Annotated in this window: 14 protein-coding genes; 3 read left to right on the forward strand and 11 right to left on the reverse strand. The window is 72.2% G+C overall.

Annotation, left to right across the window (positions count from 1 at the left end; translation table 11 throughout):
- Positions 1-140: 140 nt before the first annotated feature.
- From pstB to mshD, 7 genes are all read right to left on the reverse strand, one after another.
- Entirely contained in the window at positions 141-917 is a 777-nt protein-coding gene (gene pstB / locus AB0F11_RS30605; protein ID WP_362180587.1) for a phosphate ABC transporter ATP-binding protein PstB, read from the reverse strand.
- A gap of 29 nt (positions 918-946) precedes the next feature.
- On the reverse strand, positions 947-2,029 hold the full coding sequence (gene pstA / locus AB0F11_RS30610; protein WP_362180590.1) for a phosphate ABC transporter permease PstA: 1,083 nt from the start codon (positions 2,027-2,029) through the stop codon (positions 947-949).
- On the reverse strand, positions 2,029-3,018 hold the full coding sequence (gene pstC, locus AB0F11_RS30615; RefSeq protein WP_362180593.1) for a phosphate ABC transporter permease subunit PstC: 990 nt from the start codon (positions 3,016-3,018) through the stop codon (positions 2,029-2,031). The genes pstA and pstC overlap by 1 nt, the downstream gene beginning before the upstream one ends.
- A 131-nt stretch (positions 3,019-3,149) precedes the next feature.
- On the reverse strand, positions 3,150-4,289 hold the full coding sequence (pstS, locus tag AB0F11_RS30620; RefSeq protein WP_362180596.1) for a phosphate ABC transporter substrate-binding protein PstS: 1,140 nt from the start codon (positions 4,287-4,289) through the stop codon (positions 3,150-3,152).
- 705 nt (positions 4,290-4,994) lie between these two features.
- Entirely contained in the window at positions 4,995-5,954 is a 960-nt protein-coding gene (locus tag AB0F11_RS30625) for a CHAD domain-containing protein (protein WP_362180599.1), read from the reverse strand.
- Positions 5,935-8,199, reverse strand: a complete 2,265-nt coding sequence (locus AB0F11_RS30630) for an RNA degradosome polyphosphate kinase (RefSeq protein ID WP_362180601.1) — start codon at positions 8,197-8,199, stop codon at positions 5,935-5,937. Before AB0F11_RS30630 ends, AB0F11_RS30625 begins: the two co-directional genes overlap by 20 nt.
- Before the next feature lie 225 nt (positions 8,200-8,424).
- Entirely contained in the window at positions 8,425-9,357 is a 933-nt protein-coding gene (gene mshD / locus AB0F11_RS30635; RefSeq protein WP_362180604.1) for a mycothiol synthase, read from the reverse strand.
- 219 nt (positions 9,358-9,576) lie between these two features.
- On the opposite strand from mshD, the gene AB0F11_RS30640 reads away from it, so the two are divergent.
- A complete protein-coding gene (locus AB0F11_RS30640) occupies positions 9,577-11,391 on the forward strand; it encodes a bifunctional metallophosphatase/5'-nucleotidase (RefSeq protein ID WP_362180606.1) in 1,815 nt (604 codons plus the stop codon).
- Between the two features lie 145 nt (positions 11,392-11,536).
- On the opposite strand, the gene AB0F11_RS30645 is transcribed toward AB0F11_RS30640, so the two are convergent.
- A complete protein-coding gene (locus AB0F11_RS30645; RefSeq protein WP_362180609.1) occupies positions 11,537-12,337 on the reverse strand; it encodes an alpha/beta hydrolase in 801 nt (266 codons plus the stop codon).
- Between the two features lie 155 nt (positions 12,338-12,492).
- Here AB0F11_RS30645 and AB0F11_RS30650 point away from each other — a divergent pair, with 155 nt between their 5' ends.
- Both AB0F11_RS30650 and AB0F11_RS30655 read left to right on the forward strand, forming a co-directional pair.
- Positions 12,493-13,080, forward strand: a complete 588-nt coding sequence (locus AB0F11_RS30650; RefSeq protein ID WP_362180612.1) for a helix-turn-helix domain-containing protein — start codon at positions 12,493-12,495, stop codon at positions 13,078-13,080.
- 60 nt (positions 13,081-13,140) lie between these two features.
- Positions 13,141-14,034: a phosphatidylinositol-specific phospholipase C gene (locus AB0F11_RS30655; protein ID WP_362180615.1), complete on the forward strand. Its 894-nt coding sequence runs from the start codon at positions 13,141-13,143 to the stop codon at positions 14,032-14,034.
- Here the strand turns inward: AB0F11_RS30655 and AB0F11_RS30660 are convergent.
- The 3 genes from AB0F11_RS30660 to AB0F11_RS30670 all read right to left on the reverse strand — a co-directional run bounded on the left by AB0F11_RS30660 (position 14,014) and on the right by AB0F11_RS30670 (position 17,367).
- Positions 14,014-15,498: a HAMP domain-containing sensor histidine kinase gene (locus tag AB0F11_RS30660; RefSeq protein WP_362180618.1), complete on the reverse strand. Its 1,485-nt coding sequence runs from the start codon at positions 15,496-15,498 to the stop codon at positions 14,014-14,016. The genes AB0F11_RS30655 and AB0F11_RS30660 overlap by 21 nt on opposite strands.
- A complete protein-coding gene (locus AB0F11_RS30665; RefSeq protein WP_362180620.1) occupies positions 15,495-16,244 on the reverse strand; it encodes a response regulator transcription factor in 750 nt (249 codons plus the stop codon). The genes AB0F11_RS30660 and AB0F11_RS30665 overlap by 4 nt, the downstream gene beginning before the upstream one ends.
- 79 nt (positions 16,245-16,323) lie before the next feature.
- Positions 16,324-17,367: a trypsin-like peptidase domain-containing protein gene (locus AB0F11_RS30670; RefSeq protein WP_362180623.1), complete on the reverse strand. Its 1,044-nt coding sequence runs from the start codon at positions 17,365-17,367 to the stop codon at positions 16,324-16,326.
- Positions 17,368-17,651 lie beyond the last annotated feature (284 nt).

Below are 17,651 nucleotides of genomic sequence, written 5' to 3' on the forward strand. Positions count from 1 at the left end.
GGGCGCGCGCCGAAGGGTGCCGGAACGAAATCGGGCCGGCTCCCCCCACCCGGGGGGAGCCGGCCCTTCGCCTTGCGGTGGCACCGCCATGCAGCACCGCAGGACGCTCTGCGCGGCCCGGGAGCCGCTGGTCCTTGGGATTACCCGAAGCGGCCCGAGATGTAGTCCTCGGTCGCCTGGACGGACGGGTTGGAGAAGATCCGGTCCGTGTCGTCGATCTCGATCAGCTTGCCGGGCTGGCCGACCGCCGCGAGGTTGAAGAACGCGGTGCGGTCCGAGACGCGGGCCGCCTGCTGCATGTTGTGCGTCACGATGACGATCGTGAAGCGCTCCTTCAGCTCGCCGATCAGGTCCTCGATGGCGAGGGTGGAGATCGGGTCCAGGGCGGAGCAGGGCTCGTCCATCAGCAGGACCTGCGGCTCGACCGCGATGGCGCGGGCGATGCACAGGCGCTGCTGCTGGCCGCCGGAGAGGCCGGAGCCCGGCTTGTTCAGGCGGTCCTTGACCTCGTTCCACAGGTTGGCGCCCTTGAGGGAGCGCTCGACGATGTCCGCGAGGTCGGCCTTGCGGTGGCTGCCGTTCAGGCGCAGGCCCGCCGCCACGTTGTCGAAGATCGACATGGTGGGGAAGGGGTTGGGGCGCTGGAAGACCATGCCGACCGTGCGGCGTACCGCGACCGGGTCCACGCCGGGGCCGTAGAGGTTCTCGTCGTCCAGGAGGACCTTGCCCTCGACGCGGCCGCCGGGGGTGACCTCGTGCATGCGGTTCAGGGTGCGCAGGAAGGTGGACTTGCCGCAGCCGGACGGGCCGATGAAGGCGGTCACGGAGCGCGGCTCCACGGTCATCGAGATGTCGTCGATGGCCTTGTGGTTGCCGTAGAAGGCGGACAGGCCGCTGACGTCGATTCGCTTGGCCATGAGGGTCACTTCGCTTTCATGCAGTCGCGTCAGCGACCGGTCTTCGGGGCCTTCCAGCGGGCGATGCCGCGGGCCACCAGGTTGAGGATCATGACGAAGGCGATCAGGACGAGCGCTGCGGCCCATGCCCGGTCGTAGGAGGCGTCACTGCCGACCTTGTACTGCTCCCAGATGTACAGCGGGAGCGAGGACTGAGCACCTTCGAAGGGGTTGCCGTTGATCAGCTGGGAGCCGAAGACCAGCAGCATGATCGGGGCGGTCTCGCCGGCGATGCGGGCGACGGCCAGCATCAGGCCGGTGGCGATGCCGCCGACGGCGGTCGGGAGGACCACCTTGAGGATCATGCGCCATTTCGGCACGCCGAGGGCGAGGGCTGCCTCGCGCAGCTCGTTCGGGACGAGCTTGAGCATCTCCTCGGTGGAGCGGACCACGACGGGCATCATCAGGATCGACAGGGCCATCGCGCCGGCGAAGCCGGACGGGCCGAAGCCGAGCATCAGGTTCCAGGTCGTCAGGATGAACAGGCCCGCGACGATGGACGGGATGCCGGTCATGACGTCGACGAAGAACGTGACGGCCTTGGCGAGGCGGCCCTTGCCGTACTCGACCAGGTAGACGGCGGTCAGCAGGCCGATGGGGGCGGCGATCAGCGTGGCGAGGGCGACCTGCTCGATGGTGCCGAGCAGCGCGTGGTAGACGCCGCCGCCCTGCTCGAAGCTGGTGACGCCGTTCATCGAGTGGCTGAGGAAGTCGGCGTCGAGGGCCTTGACGCCGCGGCTGACGGTGGTCCAGATCAGCGACAGGAGCGGGACGACCGCGAGGAGGAAGCAGACCCAGATCAGGGAGGTCGCGACGCGGTCCTTGGCCTGGCGGCGGTTCTCGACGACCGCGCTGGCGGTGTAGGTGATCGCGATGAAGAGCAGGGCGGCGATCAGACCCCACTGGACCTTGCTGTGCAGGTCGAAGACGAGGCCGATGACGATGCCGAGGGCGGCGGAGGCGGCGCCGATGCCGAGGGGCGCCCAGCGGGGCAGGCCGCCGCGGGTGAGGCCGGAGTCGGCGGTGGACCGGGACGGCCGGACGGGGCGCTGGTCCTGGATTGCGTGGCTCATCAGGCGTTCGCCCCCGAGTACTCCTTGCGGCGCGCAATGATCATGCGGGCGGCGCCGTTGACCAGCAGGGTGAGCAGGAAGAGGACGAGACCGGAGGCGATCAGCGCGTCACGGCCGAACTCGTTGGCCTCGTCGAACTTCGCGGCGATGTTCTGGGCGAACGTGCCGCCGCCCGGGTCCAGCAGGTGGCCGGAGATCAGGAAGCTCGGGGAGAGGACGGTGGCGACGGCCATGGTCTCGCCGAGCGCGCGGCCGAGGCCGAGCATGGAGGCGGAGATGACGCCGGAGCGGCCGAAGGGCAGCACCGACATGCGGATGACCTCCCAGCGGGTCGCGCCGAGGGCCAGGGCGGCCTCCTCGTTCATGCGCGGGACCTGCAGGAAGACCTCGCGGCTGACGCTGGTCACGATCGGCAGGATCATGATCGCGAGCAGGATGCCGACGGTGAAGAGCGAGCGGGCGACGCCGACCTGGGACTTGTCGAAGACGTAGGTCCAGCCGAAGTACTCGTCGAGCCAGAGGTTCAGTCCGCCCAGCTGCGGGACGAGGAAGAGGGCGCCCCAGATGCCGTAGATGATCGACGGCACGGCGGCCAGCAGGTCGACCACGTAGGCGAGGGGGGTGGCCAGCTTGCGCGGCGCGTAGTGCGAGATGAACAGGGCGATGCCGACGGCGATCGGAACCGCGATGGCCATCGCGATGATCGAGCTGACGACGGTGCCGAAGAGCAGGACGGCGATGCCGAAGACGGGCGGGTTCGCCGACGCGTTCCAGTCGAAGGTGGTCAGGAAGTTGCCCTGGTTCTTCGACAGTGCGAGGGAGGCCCGGTAGGTGAGGAACACGGCGATCGACGCCATGATCACCAGGAGCAGGATGCCGGAGCCCTTGGAGAGCCCCGAGAAGATCTTGTCACCGGCGCGGCCGGTGGACCGTCCGCTCGTGGCGACGGGCGGAGGCGTGCCTATCTGGGTGGGTGTGGTGGAAGCCATGGTCTTTCCGGTCTGGTTGGGGGGCGAGCCCCCTGGCGGCGGTGCACCGGATTTCCCCGGCGGTGCCGGGGAGGGGCCCCGGGGCCGGGCCGATCGGACGGGATCGGCCCGGTGCCCCGGGGTTCAGGGGTTCAGGACAGCGACTTGATGACCTCGCGGACCTTGGTGTTGATCTCGGCCGGGATCGGGGCGTAGCCGTTGTCCGAGAGGACCTTCTGGCCGGCGTCCGAGGCGGTGTAGCCGAGGAAGGACTTCACGGTCGGGAGCGTCTCGGCCTTGTTGCCCTTGTCGCAGACGACCTCGTACGTGACCAGGACGATCGGGTACGCGCCCTCGGCCTTGGTGGTGTAGTCGAGCTTCAGCGCCAGGTCGGAGCCGGTGCCGGCGATCTTGGCGGCGGCGATGGCCTTGGAGGCGCTGTCGGCGGAGGCCTTGACCGGGGCGGCCGCACCGGTGTTGATGTCGACGGTCTTGATGTTCTGCGCGGAGGCGTAGGAGAGCTCGAAGTAGCCGATCGCGCCGTCGACGGCCTTCACCTGGGAGGCGACACCGGCGGAGCCGGAGGCACCCTGGCCGCCCGGGGCGGGCCACTTCTTGGCGGGCTCGTAGGTCCAGGCGTCGGAAGCGGCGGCCTTGAGGTACTTGCCCAGGTTCTCGGTGGTGCCGGAGTCCTCGGAGCGGTGGAAGGCCTGGATCGCCGTGCCGGGCAGGTTGACGCCCGGGTTCAGCTTCTTGATCGCCTCGTCGTCCCACTTCTTGATCTTGTCGTTGAAGATGTTCGCGAGGGTGGGGGCGTCGAGGGTGAGCTTGTCCACGCCGGCGACGTTGAAGCCGATGGCGATCGGGCCGCCGACCATCGGCAGGTTGATGCCCTGGCCGCCGGTGCAGATCTTCTTGGACTCCTCGACCTGCTCGGGCTTCAGCGCCGAGTCCGAGCCGGCGAAACCGACGGTGCCCTGGTTGAAGGCGACGATGCCCTCACCGGAGGAGGAGGACTTGTAGTTCACCTCGACGCCGGAGCAGGCGGCCATGTAGTTCTTCACCCACAGGTCCACCGCGTTCTTCTGGGCGGAGGAGCCGGAGGCCAGCAGCTTGCCCTTGGCGTCGTCGCACTTGACGTCGCCGGCGGCGGCCGCGGAGGGCTTGCCGCTGGCGTTGCCGCCGGTGTTGGTGTTGTCGTCCGAGCCGCACGCCGTGAGGACCAGGGCGCTGGACACGACAAGCGCGCCGAGGGCGGAGGCACGAAGCATGTTCTTGCGCTGAAGCTTCACTTTCGGGTGTTCCTTCCAGAAGCCGCCGGCCGCTTTCGGTATCGGGGCGGCGTGCGAAGAGGACTACGTCGGTCACCGGGTGGGGCCGCTGAATCTGGCCAGCGGCACGCTCGGCGCAACACCAAAATTAGGCAGAACAGGTGAAGCGATCGACGGGCCGAGGTGAACGGGAGGTGAACCTCGACGGACGGCCGAGTGCGCCCCGGCGCGCCGCGCGGCGGGACCCCGACCGGCTCGTGATCAGGATGCGGGGGCCGGGCGGAAGGCGGGGGTGCAGGCGCGGGCCGGGGCCGGAGCGGAAGCGGGTTCACGGGCCGCGGCAGGGGACGCTCACGGGCATCGGGACCGCTCCAATCACACGCCGCCCACCTGCGGAAACGCACACTTCCGGGACCGGGGCGCGACGCTCCTGCGCAGGTCGCGCCCAGGGCGGAACGGAATGCTGTTGTCGCCCCGAAATGACGGCGGCGAGCAGATTTCGTACTGGACATGTCGGTCGGTCCGCCAGGGCCTCGGCGGGGCCGAGGGCCCGTACTGCAGTGGCAGGTGGGTCGGCCGTGCGGCGGCGTCCCGCGCCGCACCCACGGCAACCGGCCCGGGCGCTGCCGGGCTACGCACCCAGCCTGGCCGAAAACGTTCCGTTCCGCACCCGCGGCAGGGGTCCCGTCGCGGGTGCGGTCGTTTCGAGGCCGGTCCGGGGCGTCTCTAGCGGGCGGCCGCCGCGCCCACCGGCTGCCACAGGTCCTGGAAGGTGGAGCGGGCCGCCTCGACCTCGTGGCGCTGGTCGGCGTGGAGCACGCCGAGCGCGTACGCCGTCGCCGGGGCGATCCGCGGGGTGCGGGCGGCGGCCGCCGAGGCCGCGGCCGCCTCGGCCGCGTCGCGGTGGCGGTCCAGGGCCTCGTTGGCCGCGGCCAGCCGGGCCACGTCCTCGCCCAGGGCCTCCCGGGCGTAGCGGTGGACGCGCAGCAGGCGGCGCACCTCGTGCCAGGAGCCGTCGTGGTCGGCGTTGTACGGGTGCGCCTCGGCGGCGGGCGGCAGCGCCGAGACGGCCGCCGCCAGCCGGGTCCGGGCCACCTCGGCGAGCGGGACGAGCACCTCCTCGACCCGGCCGCGCGCGGCGATCACGTCCAGCGGCACCTCCGAGGCCAGCACGGCCACCGCGTCGGCGACCGCGTGGAAGCGGGAGGAGCCCAGAGCCTGCAGCGTCGCCGAGTGGGCCCGGGTCCGGGCCACGGTCAGCTGCCGCTCCAGCAGCGCGGCGGCCCGCGCCGAGCCCACCGTCAGCGCGCTCCCCGCGCCGCGCGGCCCGGGGACCTCGGGCGCGCCGGAGAGCCGGTGCAGGGCCTCCAGCAGCCGGGCCAGCCGGGCGGCGTACGCGTGCTCGTCGGCCAGGGTCGCGGACAGCCAGGCCAGCTCGGTGCGCAGCCCGTCGGCCCAGGACGAATCGGTGACCACGCGGAAGGTGGCCAGGGACCCGCCGATGCGGCGCGCAGCCCCCCGCAGGCTGCGCGCCGCCTCGGCGCCGTCGACGGCGTCGGCCCCGCTCTCCTCGTGCAGGCGCAGCCCGCGCAGGAAAGCGGTGGCCTGGGCCCGCAGGTACGCGCCGAGCACGTCCCCCGCGGAGCCCTCGCCGGTCGCTGTCAGGTCATGGTTTGGCAGAGCCACGCCGGCGCCTCCGGGCGTCTATGAACATCTCCTGAACGTGCCGCAGCGGCTGGCCTTCGTGGTCGGTGCTGTGCCGGGTCCATTCCCCGTCCGGGCCCAGGTGCCAGGAGGACGTGGAGTCGGACATGCCGGTCTCCAGCATCCGGTCGAGTGCCGCGCGGTGGGCCGGGTCGGCGACCCTGACCAGTGCCTCGATGCGGCGGTCGAGGTTGCGGTGCATCATGTCGGCGCTGCCGATCCACACCTCGGGCTCGCCGCCGTTGCCGAAGGCGAAGACCCGGGAGTGCTCCAGGAAGCGGCCGAGGATGGAGCGGACCCGGATGTTCTCCGAGAGTCCGGGGACCCCGGGGCGCACGGCGCAGATGCCGCGGACCCAGATGTCGACCGGGACCCCGGCCCGGGAGGCCCGGTAGAGGGCGTCGATCAGGGCCTCGTCGACGATGGAGTTCATCTTGAGGCGCACGTACGCGGGACGGCCGGCCCGGTGGTGGGCGGCCTCCTTGTCGATCCGTGCGATGAGGCCGTCGCGCAGCGAGCGCGGGGCGACGATCAGCCGGCGGTAGGTCTCGCGGCGGGAGTAGCCCGAGAGCCGGTTGAAGAGGTCGGAGAGGTCCGCGCCGACCTGCGGGTCGGCGGTGAGCAGGCCGAGGTCCTCGTACAGGCGGGCGGTCTTGGGGTGGTAGTTGCCGGTGCCGACGTGGGAGTAGCGGCGCAGCGTGTCGCCCTCCTGGCGGACGACCAGCGACAGCTTGCAGTGGGTCTTGAGGCCCACCAGGCCGTAGACGACGTGGCAGCCGGACTCCTCCAGCTTGCGCGCCCACTTGATGTTGGCCTGCTCGTCGAAGCGGGCCTTGATCTCGACGAGGACGAGGACCTGCTTGCCGGACTCGGCGGCGTCGATCAGGGCGTCGACGATCGGGGAGTCGCCGGAGGTGCGGTACAGCGTCTGCTTGATCGCGAGGACGTCCGGGTCGGCGGCGGCCTGCTCCAGGAAGGCCTGCACGGAGGTGGAGAAGGAGTCGTACGGGTGGTGCAGCAGGACGTCGCGCTCGCGCAGCGCGGCGAAGATGTCGGGCGCGGAGGCCGACTCGACCTCGGCGAGGTCGCGGTGGGTGCCGGCGACGAACTTGGGGTACTTCAGCTCGGGCCGGTCCAGGGAGGCGATGCCGAAGAGGCCGGTCAGGTCCAGCGGCCCGGGCAGCGGGTACACCTCGGCGGCGGAGATCTTCAGCTCCTGCACCAGCAGGTCCAGGACGCCGGGGTCGATGGACTCCTCGACCTCCAGGCGCACCGGCGGGCCGAAGCGGCGGCGCATGAGCTCCTTCTCCAGGGCCTGGAGCAGGTTCTCGGCGTCGTCCTCCTCGACCTCGAGGTCCTCGTTGCGGGTGACGCGGAACATGTGGTGCGCGAGCACCTCCATGCCGGGGAAGAGCTCCTCCAGGTGCGCGGCGATGACGTCCTCCAGCGGGACGTAGCGCTGCGGCGAGGCCTCCAGGAAGCGGGAGAGCAGCGGCGGCACCTTGACGCGGGCGAAGTGCCGGTGGCCGCTGACGGGGTTGCGCACGACCACGGCCAGGTTCAGCGACAGGCCGGAGATGTACGGGAAGGGGTGCGCGGGGTCCACGGCCAGCGGGGTCAGCACCGGGAAGATCTGGTTGCGGAACAGGGTGAAGAGGCGGGCCTGCTCCTTCTCGGTGAGGTCGGGCCAGCGGATGAGGTGGATGCCCTCCTCGGCGAGCTGGGGGGCGATGTCCTGCTGGTAGCAGGCGGCGTGGCGGGCCATGAGCTCGCGCGAGCGGGTCCAGATCAGGTCGAGGACCTCGCGGGGCTGCAGGCCGGAGGCCGAGCGGGTGGCGACGCCGGTCGCTATGCGGCGCTTGAGTCCGGCGACGCGGACCATGAAGAACTCGTCGAGGTTGCTGGCGAAGATGGCCAGGAAGTTGGTGCGCTCCAGCAGCGGGGTGGTGGGGTCCTCGGCCAGTTCCAGGACGCGCTCGTTGAAGGCCAGCCAGCTGCGCTCGCGGTCGAGGAACCGGCCGGCGGGCAGCTCGCCGCCGTCCTTGTCCTCGTAGGCGTCGAGGTCGGCGTCGAGGTCGGGGGCGAGGCCGGGATGGGGGCGGTGCGCGGCGATCGACCCGAGCCGCGCGGGGGCGGTGGTCGGCGAGCCGGCGGAGGCCGCGGCGGACGGGTGCGACGGGTGCTGGGCGGGGACCTCGGTGGGGCCTGCGCTGGGCTGGTGGCTCATGACTCCATTGTTCCGCGCGCGGGGCAGGACGGGCGCGTCGGAAGGGTTCGCCGTCAGTCGGAGTCGGGGCCTCATGCCGGGAGCGTGGCAAGCGCGTCTTAAGGGTCGGTGAATGGCGCATGGCTTCCAGGCTCCGGATGGTGCACGAGTACGTCGCTCCGGCGCCCGGAATGCACCCGTACGGGTCCCCGGTGCGCCCGGTGGACCCGTACGGGGCGGTTGCGGTCAGCTCTCGGTGCGGTACATGAGGTCGACCTCGTGGGTGGAGAAGCCGAGGCCCTCGTAGACGGCGAGGGCCGCCGGGTTGTCGGCGTCGACGTAGAGCATGGCCGTGGGCAGGCCCGAGGCCTGCAGGTGCTGCAGGCCGACGGCGGTGAGGGCCTTGCCGAGGCCGCCGCCCTGGGAGCCGGGCAGGACGCCGAGGACGTACACCTCGCCGAGCTGCTGCTCGGCGTGGACCTTCGTCCAGTGGAAGCCGACGAGCCGGCCCTCGCGCTCGGCGAGGAAGAAGCCCTTGGGATCGAACCAGGGCTGTGCGATGCGGTCGTTCAGGTCGCGCTGGGTCAGCGAGCCCTGCTCGGGGTGGTGGGCGAAGGCGGCGGCGTTCGCCGCGAGCCAGGCCTCGTCGTCCTGGCCGGGTACGAAGGTGCGCACGCTCACCCCGGCGGGCAGGACGGGCTCGGGCAGCGGCGGTGCGTCGGGCCCGAGCGGCCGGCGCAGCTGGCGCAGCTCGCGGAACAGGGTCAGGCCGAGGACCTGGGCGAGGTGGCGGGCGGCCGACTTGCCGCCGTGGGCCCAGACCCGGATCCGCTTGCCGGAGGCGCCGAGCAGGGCCTGGCCGAGGGCGCGGCCGTGGCCGCGGCCGCGCAGTGCGGGGTGGACGACGAGCTCGGCGGCGGGCGCCTCCACCGGGTCGGTCTCCTCCAGTTGGCCGTAGGCGGCCAGCCGCCCCTTCTCGGTGAGCAGGAAGTGCCGGATGCCTTCGCGGGGCCCGCCGCGCAGCTGGAGCCGGCCCTGCTCGGACACGGCGGTGGTGCCGTCGGTGCGGGCCGCGTCCTCGATCAGGTCGAGCACGGCGGTGGCCTGCTCCTCCGTCAGTTCGTCGAGGGTCTGGATCTGTCGTCCGGGCTCCAGGGCCGTCACTGCGTCGTCATTCATGCTCCGAGCCTACGGCGGTGGGGGGCCGCGGCGGTGGTGCGCGGGCGGGGTCCGGCCGGGATCGTGCCGGGAGTGCGGCGCGAACCGTTCGTCCGCGCGTCGCCCGCACGTGACCAGGGCGATACCCGCCGCCCCTGTCGTGCTACGCGCGTTGACACTAGGCTGCGGCGGACCTCCCGAGATCTTCCGCAGATCTCCCGCTGTTCATAAGGGGAACAAATGTCAGCGACGCCACAACGGCACCGCCGCACCCGCCGGTTGTTCGTCACCGCCCTCGCCCTCACGGCCGGGACCGGCGCGGTGTTCACCGCCGCCCTGCCGGCCGGTGCCGCGAGTGGAGCCGGCGCCGCCAAGGGCCGCACCGTCGACGTACAGCTGCTGTCGTTCAACGACTTCCACGGCACCCTGGAGCCGCCGCAGGGCTCCTCGGGCAACGTGACCGAGCGTCAGGCGGACGGCACCACGAAGGCCATACCGGCCGGCGGTGTCGAGTACCTGGCGACCAGCCTGCGCGAGGCCCGCAAGGGCCACGAGTACTCCGTCACCGCCGCGGCGGGCGACATGATCGGCGGCAGCCCGATGCTGTCCGGGCTCTTCCACGACGAGCCGACCGTCGAGGCGCTGAACAAGCTGAAGCTGGACGTCACCAGCGTCGGCAACCACGAGTTCGACGAGGGCAAGACCGAGCTGCGCCGCATGGCGTACGGCGGCTGCCACCCCGTCGACGGCTGCTTCGAGATGGGCAAGGAGTTCACCGGCTCGGAGTTCAAGTACCTCGCGGCGAACGTCACCGACGAGAAGACCAAGCGACCGCTGATGTCGCCCACCTTCATCTGGAAGAAGGGGGACGTGAAGATCGGCTTCATCGGCGTCACCCTGGAGGGCACCCCGGACGTGGTGACGGCCGACGGCGTCAAGGGCCTGAAGTTCGGCGACGAGGTCGAGACGATCAACAAGTACGCCGAGGAGCTGAACAAGCAGGGCGTGAAGTCGATCGTCGCGCTGATCCACGAGGGCGGCCTGCCCGCGAGCGGCGCGTACAACTACGACTGCAACAGCCCGGGCGCGGGCGCCGGCATCTCCGGCGCGATCGTGGACATCGCCAAGAACGTGGACCCGAAGGTCGACGCCCTGGTCACCGGCCACACGCACCAGGCGTACGCCTGCAACATCCCCGACCCGGCGGGCAACCCGCGCATGGTCACCTCGGCCGCCTCCTACGGCCGCCTCTTCACCGACACCACGCTGACGTACGACCGGCAGACCAAGGACATCGTCCGCACGGCCGCGCTCGCGCCGAAGCCGGTCAACAAGATCGTCTCCCGTGACCTGCCCAAGGCCCCGGACATGACCGAGCTGATCGACCGCTGGAAGACGCTCGCGGCCCCGGTCGCGAACCGGCCGATGGGCTACATTTCCGCCGACATCGCGGGCCGCGGCTCGGAGGCGCCGGAGAAGCCGCTCGGCGACCTGATCGCGGACGCCCAGCTGGAGGCCACGGCCCCGGCCGAGAAGGGCGGCGCGCAGCTGGCCATCATGAACCCGGGCGGCATCCGGGCCGACCTGGCGTACAAGGCCGCGGGCGACGAGGGCGACGGTGTCGTCACGTACGGCGAGTCCTACACGGTCCAGCCGTTCAACAACCTGATGAACATCGTGGACCTGACCGGTGCGCAGCTGGTCACGGCGCTCCAGCAGCAGGTGAGCGGCCCGGTCAACGGCGCGAACCCGAAGATCCTGCAGGTGTCGAAGGGCTTCACGTACACCCTGGACATGACCAAGTCGGGTGCGGACCGCATCGTCGTGGACTCGGTGAAGCTGAACGGCCAGGCGATCGACCCGGCCAAGACCTACCGCGTCGCGATGAACGAGTTCCTCGCGGGCGGCGGCGACGGCTTCACCGTCCTGAAGGAGCACAAGAACAAGCTGGTCGGCGTGCCCGACCTGGAGGCCTTCAACGCCTACCTGGCGAAGTCCTCGGCGGCGAACCCGATCGCCCCGCCGGCGGCGAACCGGATCACGGTCGTCAAGTAACACCCGGCTGGAAGCAGCACCCCGCTGGACCCCCGAGGGGGCGGCAGGCCCGACGGCCCGCCGCCCCCTCGGGCTTTTTCGGTTCCTTTCCGCTTCCGGCCCCTCCCGCGCACCCCCGTGGCACGGGAGCCGGCGTGGACGCCGGTCAGATGCCGGCGAGGTACTTCCCTACGGCCGCGTGGAAGGCCTCCGGGTGGGTGAAGGGCGCGAAGTGGTCGCCCTGGACGGCCGTGTACGAGGTCCCGGGCCGGCGGGCCACCATCGCGTCGGCCGTGGCCTGCGGCAGGGCGGTGCTGTCGCCGGCGCGGATCAGCAGGGCGGGGCAGGTGCTCGCGAGCCAGGCCTCCCAGTGGTCGCCGCGGGCGCCGGCGATGGAGTCGAGCATGTCCTGCGGGTGGAAGGGCAGCCGCCAGCCGGAGCCGTCGGCCAGGGGGCGCAGGGCCGGCGCGACGAACTGCGAGCCGATGGGGCCGGCGGCTTCGAGGAGCTCCTCGCGGGTGGGGGCGGTGTAGCGCATGCCGGTCAGGAACTCGAAGCCGGCCGGCACCGCGGGGCCGTCGGCGGCGGCGCGGGGCACCTCGACGGTGGAGTCGGTGTCGATGAGGGCGGCGACCCGGCCCGGGTGCTCGGCGGCGAGGTGGACGGCGATGACCCCGCCGAGCGAGTAGCCGAGGACGACGACCGGGGCGTCGAGGCCGAGGTGGTCGAGGAGGGCGACGGCGTCGGCGACGTACCCCTCGGTGCGGTAGTGCCCGGCGCGGTCGGAGTCGCCGTGGCCGCGCTGGTCGGGGGCGATGACCCGCCAGTCCTCGCCGAGGGCCTCGGCGAGGCCGGTGAAGGCGGCACCCTCGGACAGCCCGCCGTGCAGGGCGAGCAGCGGGCGGCCGGGGCCGCCGAAGTCCAGGTAGGACAGGGTGCGGTCGTCGATCTTCAGTTCGTGGCGCATGGCGTGGCTCCCCCTTGTGTGCGGTCGGCGGGCCGGTCCTCGGCGGTCTGCCGCGGCCCCTTCGCGTGCCTTCACCTTGCCAGCGTTTGGGCAAACGCGCAATACATGCGTCTTGGGCGTGCGCCCAAGATGAGGCGCGCGGATACGATCCCGGCATGGGAAATCGCGAGGACCTGCTGGCCGGAGCCCGCCGCTGCCTGGAGGAGAAGGGCTACCTGCGCACCACCGTGCGCGACATCGCCTCGGCCGCGGACGTGAGCATGGCCGCGATCGGCTACCACTTCGGCTCGCGCGAAGCCCTCCTCAACCAGGCGCTGTTCGCCGCCATGGAGGACTGGTCCGCCGGCTCCGGACGGCTCGTCGGACAGGGCGCCACCGCCGAGGAGCGCTACGCCGACACCTGGGACCGCAAGATCCGCGACTTCGGCGAGATGCGCTGGCTGTGGACCGCCTCCGTCGAGGCCTTCGTCCACGCCCAGTCCCGGCCCGAGCTGCTCGCCGTCCTCGCCGAGGGCCAGCGCCGCAACCGGCGGATGGTGGCCGCGGGGCTGCTCGGGGTCCCCGTCGAGGAGGTCTCCGAGGAGGACGTACGGTCCCTGGGGTCGCTGCACATCGCGCTGCTCAGCGGGGTGATGGTGCAGGCCCTGACCGATCCGGAGACGGCACCGACGGGGCGCGAGCTCGCCCAAGGCCTGCGCACGATGGCCGAGTTGCTCGACAAGCCCGTCCCTACCGACGGGTAGTCACCGCAGGGCCCGCACGCCATACTCCGGTCCAACCACTGGACCGGCAAAGGGGCGGGCATGGCACTGGAACGTCGGGCATTTCTGGCCGCGGTGACGGCGGCGGGCGCGGGCACCGCCCTCTCCCTGGGCACGGCGGCCCCCGCGGCGGCCCGTACGCTCACCGCCCGGGGCGCGCTCGGCACGCAGGACTGGATGTCCGGCCTCGCCGACTCCACCGCCCTGCAGCGGATGACCATCCCCGGCACCCACGACTCCGGCGCCAGACAGGGCGGCCTCTTCGTCGCCTGCCAGAACACCTCGATCGCCGAACAGCTCGACTCCGGCATCCGCTTCCTCGACGTCCGCTGCCGGGTCACCGGGGGCTCGTTCGCCATCCACCACGGCTCCTTCTACCAGGGCCTGATGTTCGGCGACGTCCTGATCGCCTGCGCGAACTTCCTCGCCGCGCACCCGGGCGAGACCGTGCTGATGCGCCTCAAGCAGGAGTACTCCGGCGAGAGCGACCAGGTCTTCCGGGCCGTCTTCGACGACTACCTCGACCACCGCGGCTGGCGGCCGCTGTTCCGGATCGCCGACACCCTGCCCACCCTCGGCCAGGCCCGCGGCAAGGTCGTCCTCCTCGCCGACAACGGCGGCCTGCCCGGCCTGCGCTACGGCGACGGCGGCGTCTTCGACATCCAGGACGACTGGAACGCCGAGCCGTTCGCCAAGCGCGGCAAGATCGAGAACCAGTTCCGGCGGGCCGTGCAGCAGCCCGGCAAGCTCTTCGTCAACTACACCAGCACCTCGGCCTACATGCCGCCGCGCTGGAACTCCGACCGCCTCAATCCGCAGGCCCAGGCCTTCGTCGACGGAGCGGAGCTGGCCGGCCGGACCGGGCTCGGCATCGTCCCCATGGACTTCCCCAACACCCGCTCCGGCCTGGTCGCCTCACTGATCCGGCACAACTGACCGGCCGTCGGCCGCGGCCGGTGCACCCCCGGCCGCGGCGGCCTCCGCGGCCGAGGGCGGCGGCGTCGGCGCCCCCGGGATGCGCAGCACCGCCTCCGTGCCCGGGCCGCCGTCCGCCGGGGCCCGCAGCCGGGCACTGCCGCCCGAGCGCTCGGCCGTACGCGCCACGATGGACAGGCCGAGCCCGCTGCCCGGCAGGGACCGCGCCGACTCCGACCGCCAGAACCGCTCGAAGACGTGCGGGAGGTCCTCCGCCGGGATGCCGGGACCGTGGTCGCGTACGGTCAGCTCGCCCGCCCGCAGCGAGAGGGCCACGACACCGCCCGACGGGCTGAACTTCACCGCGTTGTCCAGCACGTTGACCACCGCCCGCTCCAGCGCCGCCGCCTCCCCCCGTACGTACCAGGGCTCCAGCTCGGCGTCGAAGACCAGCTCCGGGCCGCGCAGCCGGGCCCGCGACAGGGCGCTGCGCGCGATGTCGTGCAGCGCCACCACCTCCAGCCGGGCGGGCGGGCCCGCGTCGGGACGCGACAGCTCCTGCAGGTCCCCGATCAGCGCGGCCAGCTCCGTCATCTGCGCCTTCACCGAGGCCAGCAGCTCACGGCGGTCCTCCGGCGGGATGGCCCGGCCGGTCTCCTCGCTGCGCGCGAGCAGCTCGATGTTGGTGCGCAGCGAGGTCAGCGGGGTACGCAGCTCGTGGCCGGCGTCCGCGATCAGCTGGGACTGGCGCTCCCGGGAGGAGGCCAGGGCCGCCGTCATGGAGTTGAAGGACCGCGACAGGCGGGCGATCTCGTCGTCGCCCTCGTCGGGGATCCGCACGGTGAGGTCCTCGGTGCGGGCGATGTGCTCGACGGCGCCGGTCAGTTCGTCGACCGGCCGCAGCCCGGTACGGGCCACCCACAGGCCGGCCGCGCCCGCGCCGACGGCGCCGACCCCGGCCACCAGCAGCAGCACCCAGGCCAGGGTCGACAGCGGCTCGTCGACGTCGGCCAGCGGCTTGGCGACGGAGATCCCGAACACCGGGGAACCGCGCTGGGCCTGGGCCGTGAAGGTGTAGACGCGCATCGCGGTGCCGTCGGGGGTGCGGGCGTCGTGCAGGGCGCTGGCCCGCTGCCCGGCCGCGACCTGCCGGTCGACGACGGTGACGGGCAGGTCCGGCAGCCCGCTCACCCAGCAGTGGCTGCCGTCGGCGGCCACGATCTGGACGGTCGGGTTGAGGTTGCCGGCGATCTCCTGCACCGGCCGAGAGGGGGCGGTGGGGCAGCCCTCCTGCAGCCTGCGTACGACCTCCGCGGACGGGTTCGTCGCCATCAGCGAGCGGTCGAGCTGCTCGCTGAGCTGCGTGCGCACCATCACCCAGCACACGGCCGCGACCGCCGCGACGGCCACCGCCACCGCCACCGCCACCAGCAGGGCCAGCCGCGAGCGCAGCGGCAGCCCGCGGAATCTGGCGGCAGGGCTCATTCCGGTCCCCCGGAGTCCCCGGCCCCGGCGGCGCGCAGCACGTAGCCGACCCCGCGCACGGTGTGCACCAGGCGGGGCTCGCCGCCGGCCTCGGTCTTGCGGCGCAGGTACATCACGTACACGTCCAGGGAGTTGGAGCTCGGCTCGAAGTCGAAGCCCCACACGGTCTTCAGGATCTGCTCGCGGGTCAGCACCTGGCGCGGGTGGGCCAGGAACATCTCCAGCAGCGTGAACTCGGTCCGGGTCAGCTCGACCAGGCGCCCGGCCCGGGTCACCTCGCGGGTGGCCTGGTCCATCCGCAGGTCGCCGAAGACGAGGGCGTCCTCCTCCGCCTGGAGCGCGCCGGAGGCGGGGGCGGCGTAGGCGCTGCGGCGCAGCAGGGCGCGGACGCGGGCGAAGAGCTCGTCGAGCTCGAAGGGCTTGACCAGGTAGTCGTCGGCGCCCGCGTCGAGGCCGGTGACGCGGTCGCCGACGGTGTCGCGGGCGGTGAGCATCAGGATCGGGGTGGTGCTGCCGGCGGCACGCAGCCGACGGGCCGCCGTCAGGCCGTCCATGCGGGGCATCTGGATGTCGAGGATGATCAGGTCCGGGCCGTACGAGGCCGTCTTGTCGAGGGCGTCGAGCCCGTCGACCGCGGTCTGGGGGGCGTAGCCCTCGAAGGCGAGGCTGCGGCGCAGGGCCTCCCGCACCGCCGGCTCGTCGTCGACGACGAGGATGCGGTGCGGATCGCCTTCGGCGGGAATCATGTGGGGCTCCCCCAGGTGGTGGTCGGGTGCTCGGCGGTGCCTCCCAGCGTCGCAGATCCGCCGGGATGCCGGTGCGCGGTCAGAACCGGGTCCCGAACCCGCCGCTGTCGTCGCCGGCGGAGCCGGTGCCGCTGCCGCCCTTGCGGAGGGCGGGCAGATCGGCCTTGATCGTGTTGACCGGGATGGCGAAGCCGAGGCCGACGCTGCCGGCGGAGCCGCTGTCGCCGGCGGGGGAGTAGATCGCGGACGGCATGCCGACGATCTCGCCGTCCATGTTGACCAGGGCGCCGCCGGAGTTGCCCGGGTTGAGGGAGGCGTCCGTCTGGATGGCCTTGTACGAGGTGGTGTCCGAGCCGGTGGTCCCGTTGAACTGGCGGCCGTCGTACGAGAACGGCCAGCCGCCGCCACTGCGCTGCCGCTGGGGGGGCTGCTGCTCTGACTTGGGTACGTTGACCTCGCGGTTCAGGGCCGAGACGATGCCGCTGGTGACGGTGCCGGTGAGGCGGTCGGGGGAGCCGATGGCGACGACCTGGTCGCCGACCTTGAGGCCGTCGGAGTTGCCGAGCGCGGCGGGCCTGAGGCCGCCGGCTCCCTGCAGCTTGATGAGCGCGAGGTCCTTGTCCGGATCGGTGCCGACGGTCTTGGCCGTGTACTTCTTCCCGTCGCTCATCGTCACCTGGATCTCGGAGGCGCCGCTGACGACGTGGTTGTTGGTGACGATCTCGCCGTCGGCGGTGATCACGACGCCCGAGCCGGTGCCCTGGCCGGAGCCGGTGCGGGTGTCGATGCGGACGACGGAGGGGCTGACCTGTTCGGCTACGCCGGCGACCGTGCCGGTGCTGGAGCGGGAGACGTTGGTGCCGTTGATGCCGGCCGGGCCGGCGGCGCGGTCGGCCAGCAGCTGCTGGACCGCTGTGGCGGTGCCGCCGCCGACGACCGCGGCGGCGAGCGCGACGGCCACGAACAGTCCGACGGGCCGCCGGGCCCGCGCGGCGTGGGAAGGCCCCTGGGGGGCGGGGGCGGGGGCGGGGGGCTGGGGCGGATAGCCGGGCAGCGGGGGATAGGCCGAGGGGTCGTTCTCCTGCGGGTGGTCGTCGCCGTCGAGGCGGAAGCGATCGGTCATGCCGTGACTGTGTCCCGGGTTCATGAAAGCTTCCTGAGGACGGCCTGAAAACCCCGACAGAACCGTGTATGCCCGATATAAATCCCGCCCCGGGGTCGCGGTTCCGCCGCTGCGCGAGCCGGGCCGCGGGTGTCGCCGCTGCGCGGAGCAGTTCCCCACCCCGCCCCTTCCCGAAACCGGGCTCCGCCCGGACCCTCCCCCAGCTACCGCTGGGGGTACCCCCCGCGCCTCAAACCTGGCCGGAGATTCGCGGTGCGGAGTGAGCCATTGGCCCAGTGGTCAGG

The sequence above is a fragment of the Streptomyces sp. NPDC032472 genome (genome assembly GCF_040636955.1).
Classification (GTDB): Bacteria; Actinomycetota; Actinomycetes; order Streptomycetales; family Streptomycetaceae; genus Streptomyces.